Source organism: Pilosibacter fragilis (assembly GCF_032490495.1).
In the GTDB taxonomy this organism is placed as follows: domain Bacteria; phylum Bacillota; class Clostridia; order Lachnospirales; family Lachnospiraceae; genus Pilosibacter; species Pilosibacter fragilis.
Map to the genome: position 1 here is coordinate 116,209 of NZ_JAVYJB010000008.1, position 23,094 is coordinate 139,302.

Here is a 23,094-nt window from a genome sequence, read left to right on the forward strand (position 1 = left end):
TGGCAGCACATCGGAAGTCTTTCAAAAGTACCAGGCAGCACGGATGATCCTGGGAAAACGGCAGATCCGGCAGAAAATATGAGGAGAACGCTGAAATATGGCGGAAAACAATAAGAGAAGAAAAGTCAGGAGCGAGTCCATGGCTCTTGATGCCATGCACATCATCATCGGCATCGCTGTGGTGGTGATGGCAGTTATCTCGTTCCTTGACACGGAGAGGTATATGTTCCTCTTTCCGGCGATATTTTTCCTGGCGGCAGTTTTAAATCTGGTCACAGGAAAATACTGGCTGTCCCGGGCAAAACGGGAGAGGCGGAGAAGAACGGCGGCGGTGTTCCAGATGGTGTTCGGAACGACCCTGCTGATCTTTACATTTTTAAGCGCAATGAGTATCTGGTGGAGGTAATGAGATGAAGGGAGAGATCCTGAAATTATTGAAGGAGACAGCTGGCTATATTTCCGGTCAGGAGCTTTGCGAGAAGTTCGGTGTCTCGAGAACGGCGGTCTGGAAGGTCATCAACCAGTTAAAGGAGGAGGGCTACGAGATCGAGGCCGTCCGGAATAAAGGATATATTTTAAAGGGATCGGCGGATGTGCTCTCAAAGGAAGAGCTGGAAAGCACGATCCACACGAAATGGGCAGGAACGCAGGTGGCGTTCTTCGAGGAGACCGACTCCACGAACAATGAGATCCGCCGTCTCGCGGAACAGGGCGCGCCCCACGGAACCCTGGCTGTCGCGGAACGCCAGCTCGGCGGAAAGGGCAGAAGAGGTCGTGTCTGGACATCTCCGGCGGGCGTTGGGATCTGGATGAGCATGCTCTTAAGACCACAGATCGATCCCATGGCGGCCTCCATGCTGACGCTCGTCATGGCGCTGTCCACGAGAAGGGGAATCGAGAAGGCGACAGGATTGAAATCTGAGATCAAATGGCCGAACGACCTTGTTTTAAATAAGAAGAAAATCTGCGGAATCTTAACGGAGATGAGCACGGAGCTCATGGAAATCCAGTACGTGATCCCGGGAACCGGCATCAACGTAAACCAGATGGAATTTCCAGATGATATCAAGGCAACAGCGACTTCCCTGCGGATCGAGAGTGGAAAGATCCAGAAGAGAAGTGAGATCATCGCGGCGATCATGGAGGCATTTGAGGGATATTATGACACCTTCATCGAGACACAGGACATGTCGGGACTTATTGAAGAGTACAATGCAAACCTTGTAAATCTCGGCAACGAGGTGTGCGTTCTGGATCCGGCGGGCGAGTACCGCGGTGTCTCTGAGGGAATCAACAAGGAAGGCGCACTTTTAGTCCGTCTCTCCGATGGCACATTAAAGGAGATTATCTCCGGGGAAGTTTCCGTCCGCGGAGTCTATGGATATGTATAAGGAAGAAATGAATGTTTCGGGGGCGGATCTTTATTCCGGTCTCCAGAAAATCTTTCCGGATGAGAAAGACCTCACCCTGACGGAGCGTCTGGAAGCCGCAAGAGGACCACTCCTTTCCTGGTATCGGGGGAATAAAAGAGATCTCCCCTGGCGGGAGAACCAGGATGCCTACCGGATCTGGATCTCGGAGATCATGCTGCAGCAGACGAGAGTGGAGGCAGTAAAGCCCTACTTTGCCCGGTTTATGGAGTGTTTTCCGACGGTGCAGGCATTGGCTGAGTGTGAGGAAGAAGAGCTTTTCAAGTATTGGGAAGGTCTCGGATATTACAGCAGGGCCAGAAATCTGAAGAAAGCGGCCAAGATCATCGTTTCCCAGTACGGCGGAGAACTTCCGGCAGATCGCAGAGCGCTTCTTGCGCTTCCGGGAATCGGAAGCTACACGGCGGGTGCCATTGGATCCATCGCTTTCGGACTCCCTGTCCCAGCGGTGGACGGAAATGTCATGCGGGTCCTTTCGAGAGTTGCCGGAAGCTACGAAGATATCTTAAAACAAGCGGTAAAGAAGAAGACAGAAGCTGCGGTCGAAGAGGTCTTAAAGACACTCAAAAAGGATGAGCCAGGAGATTTCAACCAGGCGCTCATCGAGATCGGAGCCATCGTCTGCGTCCCCAATGGTGCCCCTCTCTGCGATCTTCCATGTCCATTCTATACGGTATGCGAGGCGAGAAAAAGAAACCTGATCTCTGCGATCCCGGTGAAGGCACCGAAAAAGAAAAGGAAAATTGAGGAAAAGACCGTATTATTAGTGAAATACGGGGATAAAATAGCCATTAGAAAGCGGGATGACACCGGACTGCTGGCATCCCTGTATGAATTTCCGAATCTGGAAGGAAAACTTTCAGAGAAAGAGGTACTGGAACGCCTCGGTGGCGGGGCATCGGTGGAGGAAAAACTGCCGGAGGCAAAGCACATTTTCAGCCATGTGGAGTGGCATATGAGCGGGTACCTGGTGAGGGCAGGGGAAGAGATCCCGGGAATGCTGTTTGCGGACAGAGGGGAATTAAAGGAGAAGTACCCGATCCCGAACGCGTTTGCGGTGTATAGAAAGCTGCTGGAAAGCCAGTCATGATATAATGAGTCCAAAAGAAAAACAAGCGGCACCGCAGGTGGCATTTGTTTTTCTTGGACCATTAACGAACGAACCGCCTGCGTCAGCAGGCAATAGAGCGCGTCAGCGCGGGGGTCGTGAGTCTATGATATAATGGCTGTAAATTCTCTTGACCCCACAGATATTGTTTGTCAGGGCGGACAGAATGCAGAAGATGCATCATTATTGTACACGGGTAGGAATTTTCTGAACTGAAAATTCCGTACAGTAGTACCGATGCATCTGTCAGTGTCCCATATTAGAAATAGAAAGTATTGACATTTGTTAGTATTATGGCGCATAAGGGCGTCTTTTATGGAGCGTGTTCATGATGAAAATGAAAAAAATGTTATTTGTTTTTAATCCCCGTTCCGGGAAGGAAGCCATCAAGAACCAGTTGTCCGATATTCTCGGGATTTTCTGTGGAGCAGGCTATCTGCCCTCTGTCTATGTGACCCAGGAACCGGGGGATGCGGCGAAGATTGCCGAGGAATACGGTAAGGATGTGGAACTTTTCGTCTGCAGCGGCGGGGATGGAACGCTGAACAGCGTGATCTCCGGCATCATGAGGCTGGAAAAACGTCCGGAGATCGGATATCTCCCGGCAGGTTCCACGAATGATTTCGCGAGAAGCTTAAAGATTCCGGCGAATCTCACGAAGGCGGCGCAGGATGTGGTGAGCGGAAAGTCCTACGGCGTCGACATCGGAAAATTTGGGGATGAGCGGTATTTTGTTTATATCGCCGCATTTGGCGCTTTCACGGAAGTGTCGTACAGCACGCCCCAGGACATCAAGAACGTTCTTGGGCATCAGGCATATATCCTGGAGTCCATCAAGGCACTGGGAAATCTCAAATCCTACAGGATGCATTTGACATGGGATGACGGTGAGACGGATGGAGAGTTCGTTTTCGGAATGGTGACGAACACCACAAGTGTCGGAGGCTTCAGAGGACTTGCGCCGAAGGATGTTTCCTTCCATGACGGCCTGTTTGAGGGCGTGTTTATCCGGACACCGAAGACTCCGGCGGATCTTCCGAATATTATAAGTGGTCTGCTTCTGTTCCCGGAACAGGAAAATAAGGACGTGATCCGCGTGAAATCTTCAAAGTTTACGGTCACCGCCAAGGAAGAGATCCCGTGGGTCCTCGACGGTGAGTTTGGCGGATCGGTTACTGAGGCAAAGATCGAGAATGTGAAGGAAGCAGTGACCTTAAGCTGCAGCCCGGAGCCGGAGAAGCAGGAGGAGAAGACGGCGGGATGACAGGGGCGGCAAGTGCGCAGACCTGCTGAATAATTACAAAAAGTGCTAATAAAATGTTAAAATTCAACAAAAAAGGCGTAGAAAAGCATTGAAAATTGTCGCTGGATAGTATATAATGAACTATCGTGGAGCAGTTTGAGCAGCCCCAACCTGAAAGGACGTTATTCAGTGGAAAAAGAAGTATTTTTAGACAAACTTAAGAAACTTGTCGCACTGGGCAAGTCAAAACAGAACGCACTTGACGCGACGGAGATCAACGACTTTTTTGCCGGAGATAACCTCGGACCGGAGCAGATGGATGAAATTTATAATTACTTAGAGCACAGCAATATCGACGTTGTGCCGGTAATTGATGACGCAATGCTTGCGGATGATTCCATGCTTCTGGATGATCTGGATGATGACTACCGTGAGGACAAGGACGGAGAGGACATTGACTTAGACGCCATCGATCTTCTGGAAGGTATCGGAACAGAGGATCCGGTCCGCATGTACTTAAAGGAGATCGGTACCGTGCCGCTTCTTTCCGCGGATGAGGAGCTTCGTCTCGCGAAGAGAAAGGCAGAGGGAGATGAGTCTGCAAAAGAGCGTCTGATCGAGGCAAACCTTCGTCTCGTCGTAAGTATCGCAAAGCGTTACACTGGACGTGGAATGAGTTTCCTGGATCTTGTACAGGAAGGAAACCTTGGTCTGATCAAGGGCGTTGAGAAGTTCGACTATACAAAAGGATATAAGTTAAGTACATATGCGACTTGGTGGATCCGTCAGTCTGTGACGAGAGCCCTTGCGGATCAGGCGAGAACGATCCGTGTTCCGGTGCATATGGTAGAGACGATCAACAAAATGTCAAAGATGCAAAGAAAGCTGACTCTGGAACTCGGCTATGAGCCGTCCGTGACAGAACTCGCGGAAGCGCTTGAGATGTCCGAGGACAAGGTTATGGAGATCATGCAGATCGCGCGAGAGCCTGCATCCTTAGAAACTCCGATCGGTGAGGAGGACGATTCCAACCTCGGCGATTTCGTTGCGGACAGCAACGCGGTGACTCCGGAAGGAAACGTGGAATCCGTAATGTTACGTGAGCACATCGACGCATTACTTGGTGATCTCAAAGAGAGAGAACGTCAGGTCATCGTTCTTCGATTCGGTCTTGAAGACGGACATCCGAGAACTCTGGAAGAAGTTGGAAAAGAGTTCAACGTAACGAGAGAGCGTATCCGCCAGATCGAGGCGAAAGCATTGAGAAAGCTCAGAAATCCGGTCCGCAGCAAACGGATCCGGGATTTCCTGTAAGACCGGGAAAAGGATATTGGAAGCGGATCGTTGGGGGCAGACTGAACGGATTCGGTGAAAATAGAAATGCAGGCAGCGGGAGAAGATCCGGCTGCCTTTTTCCGTTGCGGTCTTTTTGCCGGTATCCTGTAATGGTGAAGTGCCGGTGACGGCAACCGGGCAGAAGGCTGAGACAGAAGGAGACACAGGGGATTGAAGCATCGGGGCAGCATAGCCTGCCGGGAGATCATATGAATAAGAGAAATTATCAGAAGGAATTAGATAAAAAACTGGAAGAACTGCAGAAAGAGGGAAAGGTTCCCACTTTATTTCTACACAGCTGCTGTGCGCCCTGCAGCAGTTATGTTCTGGAATATCTTTCCAGATATTTTGAGATCACGGTATTTTATTATAACCCGAATATTTATCCGCCATCAGAGTACGAGGAGCGGACATCGGAGCAGGAACGTCTGATCCGGGAATTCAATGGAGAGTGGGAACAGGAGACAGACCGCCACCCGATCCATTTTGTGGCAGGAACCTATGTGCCCGACGATTTCTATGCAGCGGCAAAAGGGCTCGAGCAGGAGCCGGAAGGCGGCGCAAGATGTACGGAGTGCTTTAAACTCCGCCTCTCCGAGGCGGCGAGAGAGGCAAAAGCCGGGTACTTCGATTTCTTTACGACGACGCTTACGATCAGCCCCCTAAAGGACGCGGAGCGGTTAAACCGGATCGGGGAAGAGATGGGACGCGAGTATGGTGTGGAGGTTCTGTCATCAGATTTCAAGAAGAGAAACGGATATAAAAGATCCACGGAGCTTTCCAGAGAACACGCGCTCTATCGTCAGAATTACTGTGGCTGCGTGTTCTCAAAGAGGGAGTCGGAGGCGCGCTCAGCGGAGAGACCAGAATAAGACCCCGTCCTTCTCTGTCCGGGTGATCGACCCTGTCTCTGCCAGCCAGTCCAGACAGGAAAAGAGTTTCGGCCATGTATTGAGATAGGAGAAAAGATAGGAATAGCGGTAGGTCTGCATGCGCTGGACATAGAGCGCCTGATCAAGCTCTAAAAGAGTCATGGGGTGGCGGCTTTCTGCCAGAGCCAGCCGGAGCTGGGTGCAGCGTGTCTCATATTCGTCGATGATGCGGCAGGTCTCCTCACGGATCTCGGTGAATTCTCCGTAGTGTCCGGGGAGAAAACGGTAACCGGCATAATCGGCAGCCAGTGCTTTAAGGGATGCAAAGTATTCAGCAAGGAGATGTTGGTCTTTTCCTGATGTGATGACGATGGGAGTAAGCCCCAGGATCACCTGATCAGCGCAGAAGAAAAGCTTTTTCTTCCTCTCCACGAGCCCACACTGACCGGCTGTATGACCGTATAGGGGGACGATCTCGAAATCATAGCCGCCGCAGGAGAGCGTGTCCCCCGGCGCAATGGGGGTAAAGGGAAAATGAAAAGAAATATTGTTTTCCCTTGCAAGTTGGTCAGCTCCGGTGTTGATTTCCTGCCAGGCATCGGGAGCCAGTTCTTTTGTGACTCCGCATTCTCTGGTGTAGGAGCGGCGCATGGTGTTGTCCTCATAAAGACGATGGTAGCGGTCGGAACATTCGGAGATCTCCACGGGGTTCATGAAGGCCCGGGCACCGCGCTCTATGAAAAGGGAGATGTATCCGCTGTGATCTGCATGATTGTGGGTCACAAAGATGTCGAGATCCCGATAGTCGATGGAAAGCTCTTTTAAGACATGTTCCATCTCATTCAGGCACTCCGGAACTTTCCAGGATGTGTCGATCATGAGGCTGCGGCCATTTCCTTTTATAATATAGAGGTTTCTCGATGAGGTCCGCATGGCTTTATTGGTGAGAATGACTTTATATAGATTGGGAGCGAGTAGTTTCATTTCGTGGGAACTCCTTGAACGTGGTTTTTAAGGTAGATCGTTTTGATTTTATCCCGGGCTTTGTAAAATGTCAAATCATTCCGGAGCGTTTCGTTGACATCATGGGGTTTGTGGTATAAAATGAAAATGTTTACGTAACTATTCAGTAGGTCTGCGCATATGCTGCGCTGACCGTAAGAACACATAGGATAGAAAGCAAAAATCCCATCAGCGAAGCTGATCTGGAATGGATTTTTGCTCGTGACTATGAAGGTACTGAATAGTTACATGTTTACAAACAAAATAGGAGGAACAGGTTATGGTAGAAAGAAAAGTTACAGTAGTAAACCCGACAGGTCTTCATCTTCGCCCGGCGGGACTGCTCTGCCAGACATCCATGAAGTTCGATTCTAAAGTGATGATTTTTTATAAAGAAAAAGAAATCAATGCGAAGAGTGTGTTAAACGTAATGGCATCCGGGATCCGGTGCGGCGATGAGATCACAGTACATTGTGATGGCCCGGACGAGAAAGAAGCCCTGGAGGCTGTATGTGACCTGATCGAGACAGGTTTAAAGGAATAAGAACAGCGTAAAAAGAAAAATAAGCAACGTGGCAGCATCAGGCTGCCATGGCTCCCGTCAAACTCACAGGTAGAGGATCTGGTGGGAGAATAAGTGATAGAAAGTGAGAGAATCATGAGCGAAACAGCAGAAAATTGTACACATGACTGCGGAAGCTGTACTGCAAACTGCGGAAGCAGAACAAATGAGCCGCAGAGCTTCCTTGAGAAGTTAAATCCGGCGAGCTCTGTAAAGAAAGTGATCGGCGTTGTCAGCGGGAAAGGCGGTGTCGGAAAATCCTTAGTGACATCCCTGATGGCCTGCCGCATGCGCGCGACGGGTGCGAGAGTAGGAATCCTTGATGCGGATATCACAGGTCCGTCGATCCCGAGAGCCTTTGGGATTCATGATGGCGTGACAGTGACTCCGGATGGAAAGCTCCTTGTCCCGGCGACTTCCTCCACTGGTGTTGAGGTGATCTCCTCCAATATGCTTCTGGAGAATGAGACAGATCCGGTGATCTGGCGTGGTCCGGTGATCGCGGGTGCGGTAAAACAGTTCTGGAGTGAGACACTCTGGCAGGATATCGACTACATGTTTGTTGATATGCCTCCGGGAACCGGCGATGTGCCGCTGACCGTATTCCAGTCTCTTCCGGTAAGCGGAATCATCATCGTAACTTCCCCGCAGGAGCTCGTCGCTATGATCGTTGAGAAGGCCGTTAACATGGCAAAGAAGATGAACGTTCCGATCCTTGGTCTTGTTGAGAATATGAGCTACCTCGAATGTCCGGACTGCGGAAAGAAGATTTCCGTATTCGGCGAGAGCCATATTGATGATGTCGCAAAGGAATACGGAATTCCGGTTCTCGCTCAGATCCCGATCCGTCCGGCGATCGCGAAAGCTGTCGACGAGGGAACGGTAGAGTATATAGAAGCAGACTTCTTAGACAATGCGGTGAAGGCAGTGAAGGAAGCTTAGGAAAAGCAAAAAAATAAGGTATGATACACAGGGCAGCTAAGGCAATAGCTGCCCGTATTTTTGGTGTAACAGGAAATTCCCTGTTACACCAAAGGCACATTCTTTTTATGCAATCGAAAATCAAAGGGTTCAATCTGGTAAATGACCACCACAGAAAGACAGATGAATGTCAGAGCCGGAAAAATTCATAAAAGACTCTCTGATATAGAAAAAACCTATAACGACTTATTTCTTATCTGTATTGGACGGATCAGTGAAAACGTGATATCTTATTAGCACACACAGAAATTAGAAAATGTACGACTGGTACGTACATAGGAGGATAAAATTGATTCAGTTAGACCATATTACAAAGACCTTTGATACCGGCGCGGATAAAGTCCACGCGGTCTCCGATGTAACGCTCCATATCAAGAGCGGCGAGATCTTCGGTATCATCGGATTCTCCGGAGCCGGAAAATCCACACTGGTGCGATGCATCAACCTGCTTGAGAGACCGACGAGCGGAACCGTCACCGTAGACGGAAAGGTCCTCACGGATCTTCCAGCAAAGGAATTGAGAGAGGCGAGAAAGAAGATCGGAATGATCTTCCAGCACTTTAACCTGATGCGTTCCAGAACGGTAGGAGAGAATGTCGCTTACCCGTTAAAGGGAAGCGGGCTTACAAAACAGCAGATCAAGGCGAAAGTGAAGGAGCTTTTGGAGCTCGTTGATATCGCAGAGAAGGAAAATGCGTATCCGAGCCAGCTTTCCGGCGGACAGAAACAGAGAGTCGCGATCGCAAGGGCCCTTGCGAATGACCCGAAGGTTCTTCTCTGCGATGAGGCCACCAGCGCTCTGGACCCGCAGACTACGGGGGCGATCTTACAGCTCTTAAAGCATTTAAATAAGAAGCTTGGAATCACTATCGTGATCATTACCCACGAGATGGCAGTTGTCAAGGAGATCTGTGACAGGGTTGCTGTTATGGAGCACGGAAATGTTGTTGAGGAAGGCGATGTGTTCTCGATCTTTGCGGCACCGAAGGCTGGTATCACGAGAGATTTCATCCGCACAACTTCAAACCTTCAGAAGATCGAAAAACTGATCGAGGATAAGTCACCGCTTGTAGAATTAAAGCCGGGCGAGAAGATCCTTCGGTTGAACTATATTAAGAAAAATACATCGGAGGCATTGATTTCCGAGACTTCCAGAAAGTTCAACATCAACTTAAATATCATCTTTGCGGATCTGGAGATCGTTCAGGACGCGCCGATCGGCGGAACCGTAGCGATCGCCAGCGGCAGGAAAGAGGATATTGAGGGTGCAGTTGAATATCTGAAAGCAAAGAATGTAGGAGTGGAGGTGATTGAGAATGGCTGATTTTTTAAATGCAATCATCCCAAATGTCATGTCGAAGCCGGATGAACTTCTTGAAAGCTTTGGACAGACGATCTACATGGTGATCGTATCAGGAGCAATCTCCATGGTATTCGGACTTTTCTTCGGAATTGTCCTCACGGCGACCGCTCCGAAGGGTGTTTTAAAAAACAAGGTTGTTTTCAATATTTTAGACAAGCTGGTAAATATTTTCCGTTCGATTCCGTTTGTGATCCTTCTGACAGCTCTGATCCCGCTGACCCGTATGGTAGTGGGAACCGCCATCGGTACGAAGGGCGCGATCTTACCTTTGATCTTCGGTACTGTCCCGTTTTTCACGAGACAGATCGAGAGTGCGCTCGCTGAAGTGGATTACGGACTGATCGAGGCGGCGGAAAGCATGGGGAACAGTCCCTGGGAGATCATTTTCCGGGTATATCTGAAGGAGAGTGTACCGGGAATCGTCCGCGCGATGCAGATCACGTTCATCAGTCTGGTAGGCCTTACCGCGATGGCAGGTGCTGTCGGCGGCGGCGGACTCGGAGACTTCGCGATCCGTTACGGTCATTCCAGAGGACAGACAGACGTCACATATGTGACTGTGATCATCATTCTGATTATGGTAAGCCTCATTCAGAGTACAGGTTCTTATGTTATTAAAAAGACGACCCATTAAGAGGGTATCCCCTTGTTGGGCGGTCGGTATGTTTCAATACCGGTCATAAGAAACGATCATATAGCTTGAAGCGGCGCGGAAATTTTCTGAGCCGTATCAATAGAATGGAACTGTCCGGTCCGTACAGCGAATGCGGACAGAACCGGGCAGCGACAAATCAGTTTAGGAGGAGACACATTATGAAGAAAAGAATTTTAGCACTTGGTACTGCAGCAGTTTTAGCATTATCCTTAACTGCATGCGGAAGCAGCCAGAAGGCAGAGACAACAGCAGCGGCAGCAGACACAACAGCAGCAGGTTCCGCGGCAGCAGATACGACAGCGGCATCCGGCGAGAAGACAGTGATCAAGCTCGGCGTAGTCGGCGAGAACAATGAGCAGTGGCAGCCGGTCATTGAGAAACTTGCGGAGGAGAACATTGATCTTGAACTTGTAAAATTTGCGGATTATCCGCTTCCGAACCGTGCGTTAAACGACGGCGAGATCGACTTAAACTCTTTCCAGCACATCGCATATTTTGAGGATGACTGCAAGAACAACGGATATGATCTTTCCATCATCGGTGAGACCATCATCGCTCCGTTAGGACTTTACTCCAACAAGATCAAAGACGTTTCCGAGATCAAGGACGGCGATATCATCGCGATCCCGAACGATGCTACAAACGGCGGCCGTGCGTTAAAGCTCTTAGAGTCCGCAGGTCTCATCAAGGTTGATCCGGAGGCTGGTTACACACCGACGAAGAAGGACATCACAGAGAATCCGTTAAACCTTGACATTAAAGAGGTTGAGGCAGCAAACACAGCAAGCCTTCTTCCGGACGTCGCAGCGGCAGTTATCAACGGCGGCCATGCGGTTGACAACGGTTTAAACCCGGAGAAAGATTCGATCTTCCTTGAGAGTGTTGAAGAGGGAAGCGACAACCCGTATGTAAACATCATCGTTGCGAGAACAGCGGACAAGGACAATGAGCTTTACAAGAAAGTTGTAGATTATTTCCGCACACCGGAAGTTGCGAAAGTGATCGAGGAGACTTACAAGGGCGCTTACATTCCAACATGGGAGTAATCTTTAGAATTTAAATAGTACGAATGGCCAAAGAGGCAGGATATCCCGTTTACTTGCGGGTTTCCTGCTTCTTTTGCGTGAATTCGTAACGATTCAGTACCTTCATAATTACAAGCAAAAATCCATTCCGAACCGGCTGCGACGATGGGATTTTTGACTTTTAGTCTATGTTTTCTTACGGTCAGAGCAGCAAATGTGCAGACCTGGTGAATAGTTACTTGAATTCACAAAATTTTCTTGTGAAACAGACAACGGTTTTCCTGTGACAGCGACGCCATGGAACTGCTTGCTTTTTCTCCCGAAATCCCGTATGATTTACATAGATATTACATTTTAACGGTAAATTTTACATGAAAAATGAGATAAAACAGAAATAACAGTCAGAAAGGGGCAATGTGGATGTCGAGACCTCAAGGTGGACGAAAAACAAACATTGATATGACGGAGGGAGTGATCTGGAAACAGCTGGTGTTGTTTGCGATCCCGCTGATCATGGGAAACGTATTCCAACAGCTCTACAATACCGTGGACAGCATCGTTGTGGGAAATTATCTCGGAACGTCGGCCCTGGCTGCTGTGGGAGCTACCACGGCGATCTGCAACACGCTGGTGAACTTCTTTAACGGAATCTCCATCGGAGCCGGTGTGGTGATCAGCACGAGTTTCGGCGCGAAAAACCTCGAGAAGCTTCACGAGGCGGTGGAGACGACGATCCTCTTCGCGGTGATCGTCGGATGTTTTGTCTCCCTGATCTCTATCGGGGTCGTTCCGGTGATGTTAAAGTGGATGTCCACGCCGGATGATGTGGTCGGACCGGCGGGTGAGTATTTAAAGATCTACTTTGTCGGAGTTCCGGTGCTGTTCCTCTACAATATGGGAAGTGCGATCTTAAGGGCTGTGGGGGATACGAGACGTCCGCTCCTGTTCCTGATCATCAGCAGCTGCTTAAATATTGTTCTGGATATCCTTTTTGTGGCGGTATTCCACTGGGGGATCAGCGGTGTAGCGATCGCCACAGTGATGGCGGAGACAGTTTCCGCGTTTCTGGCCTGCATGACACTCACAAGAACAGATGGAGCCCATAAACTTGTCTTAAGAGATTTACATATCAATAAAACATGTCTCGGTGAGATCTTCCGGATCGGACTTCCTGCCGGTGTCCAGCAGGGACTCACAGCGTTTTCCAATGCCCTGGTACAGGCATATATCAACGGTCTTGGTTCCTCTGTCATTATGGCGGGCTGGAGCTGCCACTCGAAGATCGACCATTTCGCGATCCTGCCGGCCCAGAGCATGGGCCAGGCGGCGACCACCTTCGTGGGACAGAACCTCGGCGCGAAGAATGTAAAGCGTGCCAGAAAAGGCGTCCGACAGGCGGTGTTCATGGGTGTCGGCGCGCTGATCTGCATCTCCATCGTCATGGCACTCTCCGCGAGATCCCTGGTATCCCTTTTTAACAGGGATCCGTCGGTTCTGCATTACGGAACTCTGTTTATCCTGATGACCGTGCCGTTCCGCTTCTGCAGCTCCTTCAACCAGATCCTGGCTGGTTCCTTAAGAGGCTCCGGTGACGCGAAGGGTCCGATGTGCATCATGCTCTTCAGATTCGTTGTCTGCAGGCAGATCTATCTGTTCTTTGTGACAAAGATCGCCTTCAACGAGTACACCGTAGGTCTCGGCTACCCGGTTGGGTGGATCGTGTGCGCGGTTATCTCCTACTTTTACTATAAGAAAAGCAGATGGGAAGAGCAGGTGGAGAAAGAAGCATAAAATGAATAAAGATATCCGCTGCCTGGTTCAACATGAACGGAATGTCATGGAAAACGGCAGCGGATTTTTGATTTTGTGTTCGTTGCGCTGATGGGAGATATGTGTTATACTTAACTGCGTATGTCGTTTTATATGAATACGATATGGTGTTATATCAGGCGGATTTGATGTGACATGACACTGACAAGAGAAAAGAGGCAGGCAGCCGGACTGAAAAAGCGGTTGGTTGTAAGGACAAAATGTTTGGACTTGGAACGATCATAAACGTCGGTGTGGCCGTATTTTCCCTGGGCTTAAATAAAAAAGTAAATGCCGGCAAATACAGAGTCTGTATTTGCGGTTGAAAGATAAAAGAGCAGTTGTAAAAATAACTGCGGTGTACAAAAAGTATGCGGCTGTGAGGCTGTTACAGTGATAGAAACAGGAGGATTTTATGATATTATCCTGCAGCAATATCTGCAAATCATTCGGAAGCGACGATATTATCAAGAACGCTTCCTTTCATATTGAGGATCATGAAAAAGCTGCCATCGTCGGCATCAACGGCGCGGGAAAATCGACGCTTTTAAAAATAATCGTAGGTGAACTGCAGCCTGATTCCGGTGAGGTGGTGCTGGGAAGCGGAAAGACGTTGGGCTACCTGGCACAGAACCAGGATCTTTTAAGCCACAGGACCATTTACGAGGAGATGCTTGACGCAAAAAAATCTGTCATCGCCATGGAAAATCGTCTGAGGGATCTGGAAAATTCCATGAAGACGGCATCCGGGGAAGAGCTGGAGACCATGATGAATCAGTACAGCCGTTTAAGCCATGAGTTTGAACTCATTAACGGCTATGCCTGGAAGAGTGAGATCGTAGGTGTCTTAAAGGGGCTTGGATTTACGGAGGAGGAGTTCTCCAAGCAGATCTCCACGCTTTCCGGCGGACAAAAGACACGAGTTTCTCTGGGCAAGCTTCTTCTCACAAACCCGGATATCATTCTTCTCGATGAGCCGACGAACCATCTTGATATGTCATCCATCGCATGGCTGGAGACTTATCTCTTAAACTACCGCGGTGCCGTTCTCATCGTTGCCCATGACCGGTATTTTCTTGATAAGATCGTATCGAAGGTCATCGAGCTGGATAATGGGCATGCTGTGGTCTACTCCGGAAATTATACGGCCTACAGCGAGAAGCGGGCGCAGATGCGCGCGATCCAGATGAAGGCATACTTAAACCAGCAGCAGGAGATCAAGCACCAGGAAGCGGTCATCGAAAAGTTAAAATCCTTCAACCGGGAAAAGTCCATTAAGAGAGCGGAGAGCCGGGAAAAGATGTTAGATAAGATCGAAGTCCTGGAGAAGCCGACGGAGGTCAATGACGCCATGGATATCCGCCTGGAGCCGAATATCTTAAGCGGAAACGATGTGCTGACGGTGAACGGTCTGGCGAAGTCCTTTGGTTCCCAGACATTATTTACAGACCTGAATTTCGATGTAAAGCGCGGGGAACGGGTCGCTATTATCGGTGACAACGGAACGGGAAAGACCACGATCTTAAAGATCATCAACGGGCTTGTGGAGCCGGATGACGGTGAGATCATTCTTGGTTCCAGAGTCCACATCGGATATTATGATCAGGATCATCAGGTCCTTCATATGGAGAAGACGTTGTTTGAGGAGATCTCCGACGCCTACCCGGGAATGTCCAACACCCAGATCAGAAGTACGTTAGCGGCATTCCTCTTCACCGGGGACGATGTGTTTAAGCGGATCGGGGACTTAAGCGGCGGCGAGAGAGGCCGTGTTTCCCTTGCGAAGCTCATGCTCTCCGAGGCGAACTTCCTGATCCTCGATGAGCCGACGAACCATCTTGATATCACTTCGAAGGAGATTCTGGAGAATGCCTTAAGCCATTACGGCGGTACGGTGCTCTACGTCTCCCATGACCGGTATTTTATCAATAAGACCGCGACGAGGATCCTGGATCTCACCGGAAAGCGGATGATGAATTATATCGGTAACTACGATTATTATCTGGAAAAACATGAGGCCATGATGAACGCCCATTTCGGGACCGAGAATGTGGAGCCTACCGGCGGAATCGTCGGATTCGGCGCATCAAAGACGGGAGCGGCGGCTGAAACTTCCGGAAAAGCGGCGGAGAGCAGCGCGGACGCAGGCGGAAAGCTTGACTGGAAAGCCCAGAAGGAAGAGCAGGCCCGCCAGAGAAAACGTCAGAATGACTTGAAAAAGGTCGAGGACGAGATCCACAGACTCGAGACGAGAGACGGTGAGATCGACGGGCTTCTCTGCGACGAGAGTGTTTTCTCCGATGTGGCGAAGCTCATGGAGTTAAATAAAGAAAAAGAGGAGATCGCAGGGAAACTTGAGACTCTGTATGAAAAGTGGGAGGAGCTGGCTGAATAAGCAGCAATCATTAATATCCGCTGAGTCTCAGGTCCGTTGCTGCCTGCGCAGGGTGTGAACAGCAGCAAACCTGTTGAACAGATATAGATATACTCAAAAGAAAAATGTTCCGTCCGGTCGGGGAGATCATGGGCGGGACATTTTCTTTTTTATGGGATAGGGCAGTTCCAGCCCCAATTCGCCTAAATTCTTTGACAAGGATTTGACAAATAATATAGATATGAGTATAATAGATTCCATCGTTATATGAAAGTTTTGAGAAGGTGAAACCAGAAAATGACAGACGAAAGACAGATTTCAAAGGCGGTTATTTCCAGACTTCCGCGCTATTACAGATATCTGGGTGAGCTGATGGAGGAGGGGATCGAAAGGATTTCTTCCAATGAGCTGAGCGCCAGAATGAAGGTGACGGCGTCCCAGATCCGTCAGGATCTTAACAATTTCGGCGGCTTCGGCCAGCAGGGATACGGATATAATGTTAAGTATCTCTACACGGAGATCGCAAGGATTTTAGGAATCGACAGACAGCACAACCTCATTATCATCGGAGCCGGAAACCTTGGACAGGCCATCGCCAATTACACAAATTTTGAGAAGCGCGGATTTATGATCAAGGGAATGTTCGATACCAATCCGCGGCTGATCGGTCTCGTGGTCCGTGGTGTGGAAATCCGCGGGATCGATGACCTTGAACAGTTTATTATCGATAACGAGGTGCAGATCGCAGCCCTCACGATCCCGAAGTCCAAGGCTCCGGAGATCGCAGAGCGCCTGGTAAAGGCCGGAATCAAGGCGATCTGGAACTTTGCCCATACCGACCTAAATGTTCCGGATGATGTGGTCGTTGAGAATGTCCACCTCTCCGAGAGCCTGATGCGACTTTCCTATCGTGTCTGCAGCATGCAGGATGAGCGGGAGCGGAAAGCAAAGGAAAAAGCAGAACAGACGGGAACCAATGAGACATGTTGATTGGAGTTGGCTGTGATTTGATCGAAATTGAGCGCGTAAAAAAAGCCTGTGATAAAGAGGCTTTTTTGTCGCGTATTTATACCGAGCGTGAGCGCCGGCAGGCAAAGGGAGATCCCCGGGTCCTTGCCGGCACTTTTGCCGTTAAAGAAGCAGTGGCGAAGGTGTTTGGAACGGGATTCCGGGAGTTTATGCCGATTCATGTGGAGGTCTTAAGAGACCCTCTTGGAAAGCCCTATGTGGAGCTTCATGAGGGAGCCGCAAAAACAGCAGAAGATCTCGGGATCACAAAGATCGAAGTGTCGATCTCAGACACGAAGGACCATGCGATGGCGTTTGCCGTCGGAGAGGGGGAGGCCGGATGAAAGCAGTTCTCAGTGGAAAAGAAATGAAAGAGTTCGATGCAAGGTCCATCAAAGGGTATGGGATTCCATCCTTAGTCCTGATGGAACGGGCAGCGATGGCAGTTGCAGAGAAAGCAGAGGAGATACTGGAAAAAGAAGAGGCAGGGACCGTCTGGTCCGTCTGCGGCTTTGGAAATAACGGGGCGGATGGGGTTGCCGCCGCCAGAATGCTGTTTTTAAAGGGGTACGATGTGAAGATCGTTTTCCCGCAGCGGGACGGAAAAGGAAGCGAGGAGCTGGAAGCCCAGCTAAATGTCGTAAAACGGCTGGGAATCCCGGTGATGACGGCGGAAGATCTGTCGGACCCGGTGGAAAAGAAGATCCCGGCGCAGCCGTTTAGAAAGGCCGGGGAGAGAAAAAGAAGCTGCCGGGGCGTGATCCTGGACGCAATCTTCGGGATCGGCCTTTCGAGAAATGTGGAGGGCGCATACCGGAAGCTGATCCGGTGGATCAATGGACAGGAAGACATGAAAGTCATTGCTGTCGATATCCCGTCGGGCATCAGCTCCGATAACGGAAGCGTGATGGGAGATGCAGTCCGCGCGGATGTGACGGTCACGTTCGGAGAAAAGAAGCTTGGACAGGTGCTGTTTCCGGGGCGGGAGCTCTGCGGACATCTTTTCGTGAAAGATGTGGGCTTTGTGCCGGAGAGCAGCGCAGAAAGAGAAAAGCATGTCCAGATGCTGGATCGGGAAGATCTTTTGAGGATCCCGGCCCGCATGGCTGACTCTAATAAGGGAACATACGGAAAGGTTCTTGTGATGGCAGGAGCGAAGAATATGGCGGGGGCTTCCCTGCTTTCCGCCAGAGCGGCATACCGGATGGGAGCCGGCCTCGTAAAGGTCTTTACCCCGGAGGAGAACCGGCTGATCGTACAGGAAAAGCTTCCAGAGGCCATTTTAGCTACCTACGACACGAAGGAGGCCGAGAAAGACCCGGAAAACTTTGCGCGAAAGATCGCGAGGGAGACGGAATGGGCCGATGTGATCGTTCTGGGACCCGGGATCGGGATGGAAGATTATGCCAGATGCATGGTGGAAAATGTCCTGAAGGACGCCTATGTTCCGATCATTCTTGACGCGGATGCCCTGAATCTTGCGGCGGAATACCGGGAACTGACAGGTTATTTTACGGAGAATATTATTGTGACGCCGCATATGAAGGAGATGTCGCGGCTTACAGGAATTCAGATTGAAGAAATGAAGGAGAATCCGGTCCGCACTGCCAGAGAGTTCGCGGATCAGTACGGCGTAGTATGCGTCTTAAAGGACGCAGCGACGGTGATCGCCGGAAGAGATGGTAAGACATTCGTGAACGGAAGCGGGACTCCGGCTATGGCCAAAGGCGGTTCCGGTGATGTGCTTACGGGCGTGATCGCCGGGCTCGTAGCGCTGGGACTGGAGGAGAGTGACGCGGCGGCCCTTGGCGTTTATGTACACGGTCTCGCCGGTGAGGCCGCTGAGAAACACTTTGGAGTCCACGGAGTGTTAGCTGGAGAGATCGCAGATTGCCTTTCGGAGGTATACAGAGATGGAATTTGACAGAATCTACGCAGAGGTTGATCTCGGGCGTATTGAAGAAAATATGGAGGCCATGAAGGAGCATCTTCGTCCGGGAACGAAGATGTACGGCGTGGTAAAGACGGATGCATACGGACATGGGGCAGTTCCGGTGGCGAGGACCATCGACCGTTTTGTCTGTGGGTACGCGGTGGCAACGGTGGATGAGGGGCTTAAGCTCAGGAGACATGGAATCGAAAAAGAGATCCTGTGTCTTGGTCCGGTTTCAGCCGGCCGCTATCAGGAATGTCTTGAAAACGACATCAGTCTGCCTATGTTTGAATACCGGAGAGCAAAAGAATTATCAGATGCCGCTGTGGCAGAGGGAAAGACCGCGAAGATCCATATCGCGGTGGATACGGGAATGAGCCGTATCGGACTTTTCCCGGATGAGGGATCCGTGGAGATCGTAAAGGAGATCGCAGAGCTTCCGGCTCTCAGGATCGCCGGTATGTTTACCCACTTCGCACGGGCAGACGAGGCAGATAAGACGAATGCAGGGGAGCAGTACAGACGGTTTCGCGAGTTCTGCGATGATGTGAAGGCAGCCGGTGTGGCTGTCCCGGTCTGTCACTGTTCTAACAGCGCCGGAATCGTAGAACTCCCGGATTTTAACATGGACGCGGTCCGCGCGGGAATCACGATCTACGGCCTGTACCCGTCGGATGAGGTAAAACAGGATATCATTTCTCTGAAACCGGCGATGGCGTTAAAAAGCTTTATCACTTACATCAAGGAGATCGGACCGGGAACGGAGGTCAGCTACGGCGGAACCTTTAAGGCGGAGAAGACGATGCGGATCGCTACGGTCTCTGCAGGTTACGGGGATGGCTATCCGAGAAATCTTTCCGGAAAAGGAGAGGTGCTGATCCATGGAAAACGGGCAAAGATCTTAGGACGGATCTGTATGGACCAGTTTATGGCGGATCTTACGGGGATCCCGGAGGCCAAAGAGGGAGATTCTGTGACTCTTGTGGGCAGAGACGGGAATCAGGAGATCACTATGGAGGAGCTTGCAGAGATTTCCGGCGGATTCCATTACGAGATCCCATGCCTGATAGGAAAACGTGTGCCGCGGCGGTACGTGAAGAATGGAAAAGAAGTGGGCGGCATGATGTGCAGGGATGAGGAGTACGAAGGCTTCTGACGGTCATGCTCGAAAACCGGTACGTCTGAATAAAATATCATAAGTGGGAAATACTCTGGACTATAAGAAGCACGCGTTGCAGGCTTCTTGAGGGAGCGCGGCAGCCGCCGGGGACAGGTGCAGGCACAGCCCCGGATCTGCTGACCGCATAGAAATTCAGGCGGAGTGTGAGACTTGTGATTATCAGACGGGGCGATATCTATTATGCGGATTTGAGACCGGTAGTCGGTTCGGAGCAGGGAGGCGTGCGGCCTGTGCTCGTGATCCAGAACGATGTGGGGAACAAGCATAGTCCCACGGTGATCTGCGCGGCGATCACATCAAGGATGAATAAGGCAAAACTTCCTACCCATGTGGAGCTTTCCGCCAGAGACTGTGACATGGTGAAGGACTCTGTGATCCTTTTAGAACAGCTTCGGACCATCGACAAGCAGAGGCTCAGGGAAAAGATCTGCCATATCGACGGGGAGCTGTTAGGCCGGGTGGACGAGGCGCTGAAGGTCAGCCTGGAACTTGGAGGCTATTAGGAAAATGCCTGTGAAAGGGGCGGAACCTGTTACATAATCGCGGGTGTATTCCTTGACGGGGCATGGATTTAATGCTATAGTGGACAAATAGTAACTGTTCAGTAGGTCTGCGCATTTACTGCGCTGACCGTAAGAAAACTTAGAATAGAAGGCAAAAATCCTATCGGCACAGCCGATTTGGAATGGATCTTTGAAACAATTCAGCCGTGGATCTGGAAACGGCTGGATGCAGTACTGAAAATGATAAAGGAGTGTAGGTAATTCTCATGGACGATGGCAATTCGTGGATAGGAATTGTTTTATTTGCCGCATCGGTGATCCTGTTTGCGGTGATGTACGGATTCGGTGCGGCGGTTCAGGCGCTGAACACCAGTGCACTGGAGGATGAGCGCGACGAGGGGAATAAGAGGGCGGAAAAGCTTCTGAAGATCCAGGAGGATCCGTATCTCTTTATCCGCACAAACCAGCTGGCAACGAGTATCCTGACACTGGCAATGGGAGCGTCTTCCCTGCTGTTTGTGGTACGAAATCTGACGGCACTGCTCGGAGTGCGCACAAAGCTGCCGCATCTGGCAGCCGTTGGAATTTCATATGTCGCGGGACTTGTGGGAATCGCATTTCTGCTCACGGGACTGGGGATCGTGATCCCGAAGCGCATCGCTGCGAAAAGTCCGATCCGGTTCTGCTATAAGGTGCTTCCACTGGTGGAGCTCGTGGCGAAATTTCTGTTTCCGTTCGCGTGGCTGATGGATCAGTTCGCCTATATCTCCCTGAAGGCGGTGGGCATCAATATCCGCGAAAAAGATGACAATGTGACCGAGGAAGACATCATGTATATGGTCAATGAAGGTCATGAGCAGGGGGTCTTAGAGGCCAGTGAGGCGGAGATGATCACGAATATCTTCGAGTTCGATGATAAAGTGGCGGCGGATATCATGACGCACCGCACGGCTGTCCTTGCGTTGGACGGGGAGATCACGCTTAAGGAAGCGCTGGATTTCGTTGTGAAGGAAGCAAACTACTCGAGATTCCCGGTTTATGAGGAAGATATCGACAATATCATCGGTATTCTCCACATGCGGGACATGCTTCATTATACAGACTCGAAAGAACATTTAAATACGCCGATCAAAAAGATCAAGGGTCTGCTCAGAAGTCCACACTTTATTCCGGAGACGAAGAATATCAACTCTCTCTTTAAGGAGATGCAGTCCCAGAAGATCCATATTGAGCTGGTCGTGGATGAGTATGGTCAGCTTGCGGGTATCGTCACGATGGAGGATATCTTAGAGGAGATCGTCGGAAATATTCTGGACGAGTATGATAAGGAAGAGCCAGATATCGTTTCCAGAAAGAATGGTACATATGAGCTTACCGGTCTCACACTCTTAGATGATGTGGAGGAGACTCTTGGGGTGGAATTTGATAAGGAAGATAAGGATAACTTTGACACATTGAACGGTTTCATGGTGTCCAGGCTTGGGCATATCCCGAAAGCGGGAGAGAAGGGGAGTGTCCGGATCGGGGACTATCTGTTAAAGATCATGAAAGTGGAGAACAAGGTGATCCAGACGGTTCTTGCGATTCCGTTACCGAAAGAAGAGAAGAAATAGAAAGAAGAAATAGAAAACGGATACTCTGCACTCCGGCATTCCTGCCGGAAGCGAAAGTATCCGTTTTTACATTAGTCCTGTTCGCGGAATTTTACAGTGCCGGCAGCCGGGTCCATGGACTCAACGATGGCTAAGGACTCTAAGTGGTAGCCCAGATTTCTGATGACCTGTCCGCCGATCTGGAATCCTTTTTCTACCACGATGCCGATTCCTTCAACTGTAGCGCCCGCCTCATGGACAATGGAGATCAGTCCCTGAAGGGCATAACCGTTCGCAAGGAAGTCATCGATAATTAAAACATGGTCATCCGGGGAAAGGAATTTCTTGGAAACGATGACCTGATTTTTACATTTATGGGTGAAAGATTCTACCTCAGCAACATACATTTCGCCGTCAAGGTTTACGCTCTGGGATTTCTTAGCGAAAACGACCGGCACATGGAAATGCATTGCCGCAATACAGGCGATACCGATACCGGATGCCTCGATGGTCAGGATCTTGTTGATATTTTCATTGGCAAAACGGCGCTTGAACTCCGCGCCCATCTCGTCAAAAAGTTCGATATCCATCTGATGGTTTAAAAAGCTGTCAACTTTTAATACGTTTCCCTCTTTTACAACACCGTCTTTCGTGATACGCTCTTCTAAAAAGTTCATGTTCTTTCCTCCGTAATTCCCCTTTTCGGGTGTATCTGTATTGTATCCAATTATAGCAATATTGGGGGGAGATTACAAGATGAAAAGCCGGGGAAAATATTACTGTACACGGGTAGGAATTTTCTGAACTGAAAATTCCGTACAATACAGTGGTGGTAGTGGATTTTGCCGATTCGGAATGCGAAGCATCGGCAAAATCAGTTACTGTTTGCGCAAAGCGTGAACAGTAACGGGAAAATGAATGGGCACAGGGATGGAAAAGCGACATCTTTTATAAAAGTTTATGGACTGCGGGCTTGCACGGAGAGCAGGAGCGTGATATTATGGAACAACAATAAATTCTTGATTCTGAATGATCTGATATTCGATATGCTCTTAGCTGCGTTGCGGCATCGTTTTTCTTTATGTTCCATTTGAATAATGCTTCAATAGCAGACTTTGC

Annotated in this window: 21 protein-coding genes; 19 read left to right on the top strand and 2 right to left on the bottom strand. The window is 49.9% G+C overall.

Features of this window, described 5'->3' with window-relative positions:
* Positions 1-97 precede the first annotated feature (97 nt).
* The 6 genes from ABCW45_RS09620 (at position 98) to ABCW45_RS09645 (ending at position 5,988) form a co-directional block, all read left to right on the top strand.
* Positions 98-406: a DUF6637 family protein gene (locus ABCW45_RS09620; protein ID WP_015554881.1), complete on the top strand. Its 309-nt coding sequence runs from the start codon at positions 98-100 to the stop codon at positions 404-406.
* A 4-nt stretch (positions 407-410) separates the two neighbouring features.
* A complete protein-coding gene (locus ABCW45_RS09625) occupies positions 411-1,391 on the top strand; it encodes a biotin--[acetyl-CoA-carboxylase] ligase (RefSeq protein ID WP_117514940.1) in 981 nt (326 codons plus the stop codon).
* Positions 1,384-2,520 (top strand): A/G-specific adenine glycosylase, encoded by a 1,137-nt coding sequence (gene mutY, locus ABCW45_RS09630; RefSeq protein ID WP_343220729.1) that lies wholly within the window; start codon positions 1,384-1,386, stop codon positions 2,518-2,520. The genes ABCW45_RS09625 and mutY overlap by 8 nt, the downstream gene beginning before the upstream one ends.
* A gap of 346 nt (positions 2,521-2,866) precedes the next feature.
* Positions 2,867-3,802 carry a diacylglycerol/lipid kinase family protein gene (locus tag ABCW45_RS09635; RefSeq protein ID WP_343220730.1) on the top strand — a complete coding sequence of 312 codons (936 nt, stop codon included), beginning with the start codon at positions 2,867-2,869 and terminating at the stop codon, positions 3,800-3,802.
* 168 nt (positions 3,803-3,970) lie between these two features.
* A complete protein-coding gene (rpoD, locus tag ABCW45_RS09640) occupies positions 3,971-5,095 on the top strand; it encodes an RNA polymerase sigma factor RpoD (protein ID WP_021905985.1) in 1,125 nt (374 codons plus the stop codon).
* 230 nt (positions 5,096-5,325) lie between these two features.
* On the top strand, positions 5,326-5,988 hold the full coding sequence (locus ABCW45_RS09645; protein ID WP_343220731.1) for an epoxyqueuosine reductase QueH: 663 nt from the start codon (positions 5,326-5,328) through the stop codon (positions 5,986-5,988).
* Here the strand turns inward: ABCW45_RS09645 and ABCW45_RS09650 are convergent.
* Entirely contained in the window at positions 5,968-6,972 is a 1,005-nt protein-coding gene (locus tag ABCW45_RS09650) for an MBL fold metallo-hydrolase (RefSeq protein ID WP_117484322.1), read from the bottom strand. The two genes, ABCW45_RS09645 and ABCW45_RS09650, sit on opposite strands and share 21 nt — an antisense overlap.
* Positions 6,973-7,270: 298 nt before the next feature.
* Between ABCW45_RS09650 and ABCW45_RS09655 the strand changes: the two genes are divergently transcribed.
* From ABCW45_RS09655 to ABCW45_RS09715, 13 genes are all read left to right on the top strand, one after another.
* Positions 7,271-7,534, top strand: a complete 264-nt coding sequence (locus tag ABCW45_RS09655) for an HPr family phosphocarrier protein (RefSeq protein ID WP_015554876.1) — start codon at positions 7,271-7,273, stop codon at positions 7,532-7,534.
* A gap of 114 nt (positions 7,535-7,648) precedes the next feature.
* On the top strand, positions 7,649-8,494 hold the full coding sequence (locus tag ABCW45_RS09660; protein ID WP_343220732.1) for a P-loop NTPase: 846 nt from the start codon (positions 7,649-7,651) through the stop codon (positions 8,492-8,494).
* Positions 8,495-8,822: 328 nt separating this feature from the next.
* Positions 8,823-9,857: a methionine ABC transporter ATP-binding protein gene (locus ABCW45_RS09665; RefSeq protein ID WP_117469863.1), complete on the top strand. Its 1,035-nt coding sequence runs from the start codon at positions 8,823-8,825 to the stop codon at positions 9,855-9,857.
* Positions 9,850-10,530: a methionine ABC transporter permease gene (locus tag ABCW45_RS09670; RefSeq protein WP_015554874.1), complete on the top strand. Its 681-nt coding sequence runs from the start codon at positions 9,850-9,852 to the stop codon at positions 10,528-10,530. Before ABCW45_RS09665 ends, ABCW45_RS09670 begins: the two co-directional genes overlap by 8 nt.
* A 179-nt stretch (positions 10,531-10,709) precedes the next feature.
* Positions 10,710-11,597, top strand: a complete 888-nt coding sequence (locus ABCW45_RS09675) for a MetQ/NlpA family ABC transporter substrate-binding protein (RefSeq protein WP_015554873.1) — start codon at positions 10,710-10,712, stop codon at positions 11,595-11,597.
* A gap of 399 nt (positions 11,598-11,996) precedes the next feature.
* Complete coding sequence (locus ABCW45_RS09680; RefSeq protein ID WP_343220733.1) at positions 11,997-13,367, top strand: MATE family efflux transporter; 1,371 nt, start codon at positions 11,997-11,999, stop codon at positions 13,365-13,367.
* A gap of 433 nt (positions 13,368-13,800) precedes the next feature.
* Entirely contained in the window at positions 13,801-15,780 is a 1,980-nt protein-coding gene (locus ABCW45_RS09685; protein ID WP_117484320.1) for an ABC-F family ATP-binding cassette domain-containing protein, read from the top strand.
* Positions 15,781-16,056: 276 nt separating this feature from the next.
* Positions 16,057-16,749 (top strand): redox-sensing transcriptional repressor Rex, encoded by a 693-nt coding sequence (locus ABCW45_RS09690; protein ID WP_015554866.1) that lies wholly within the window; start codon positions 16,057-16,059, stop codon positions 16,747-16,749.
* On the top strand, positions 16,743-17,111 hold the full coding sequence (acpS, locus tag ABCW45_RS09695; protein ID WP_015554865.1) for a holo-ACP synthase: 369 nt from the start codon (positions 16,743-16,745) through the stop codon (positions 17,109-17,111). The genes ABCW45_RS09690 and acpS overlap by 7 nt, the downstream gene beginning before the upstream one ends.
* Positions 17,108-18,691, top strand: coding sequence for an NAD(P)H-hydrate dehydratase (locus ABCW45_RS09700; protein ID WP_343220734.1), 1,584 nt, complete (start codon positions 17,108-17,110; stop codon positions 18,689-18,691). The genes acpS and ABCW45_RS09700 overlap by 4 nt, the downstream gene beginning before the upstream one ends.
* Entirely contained in the window at positions 18,681-19,856 is a 1,176-nt protein-coding gene (gene alr / locus ABCW45_RS09705) for an alanine racemase (RefSeq protein WP_343220735.1), read from the top strand. The genes ABCW45_RS09700 and alr overlap by 11 nt, the downstream gene beginning before the upstream one ends.
* Positions 19,857-20,032: 176 nt before the next feature.
* Positions 20,033-20,383 carry a type II toxin-antitoxin system PemK/MazF family toxin gene (locus ABCW45_RS09710; protein WP_117469858.1) on the top strand — a complete coding sequence of 117 codons (351 nt, stop codon included), beginning with the start codon at positions 20,033-20,035 and terminating at the stop codon, positions 20,381-20,383.
* Positions 20,384-20,649: 266 nt separating this feature from the next.
* Positions 20,650-21,996: a hemolysin family protein gene (locus ABCW45_RS09715; RefSeq protein WP_117469857.1), complete on the top strand. Its 1,347-nt coding sequence runs from the start codon at positions 20,650-20,652 to the stop codon at positions 21,994-21,996.
* A gap of 71 nt (positions 21,997-22,067) precedes the next feature.
* On the opposite strand, the gene ABCW45_RS09720 is transcribed toward ABCW45_RS09715, so the two are convergent.
* Entirely contained in the window at positions 22,068-22,652 is a 585-nt protein-coding gene (locus tag ABCW45_RS09720) for a xanthine phosphoribosyltransferase (protein ID WP_343220736.1), read from the bottom strand.
* Between the last annotated feature and the right edge of the window lie 442 nt (positions 22,653-23,094).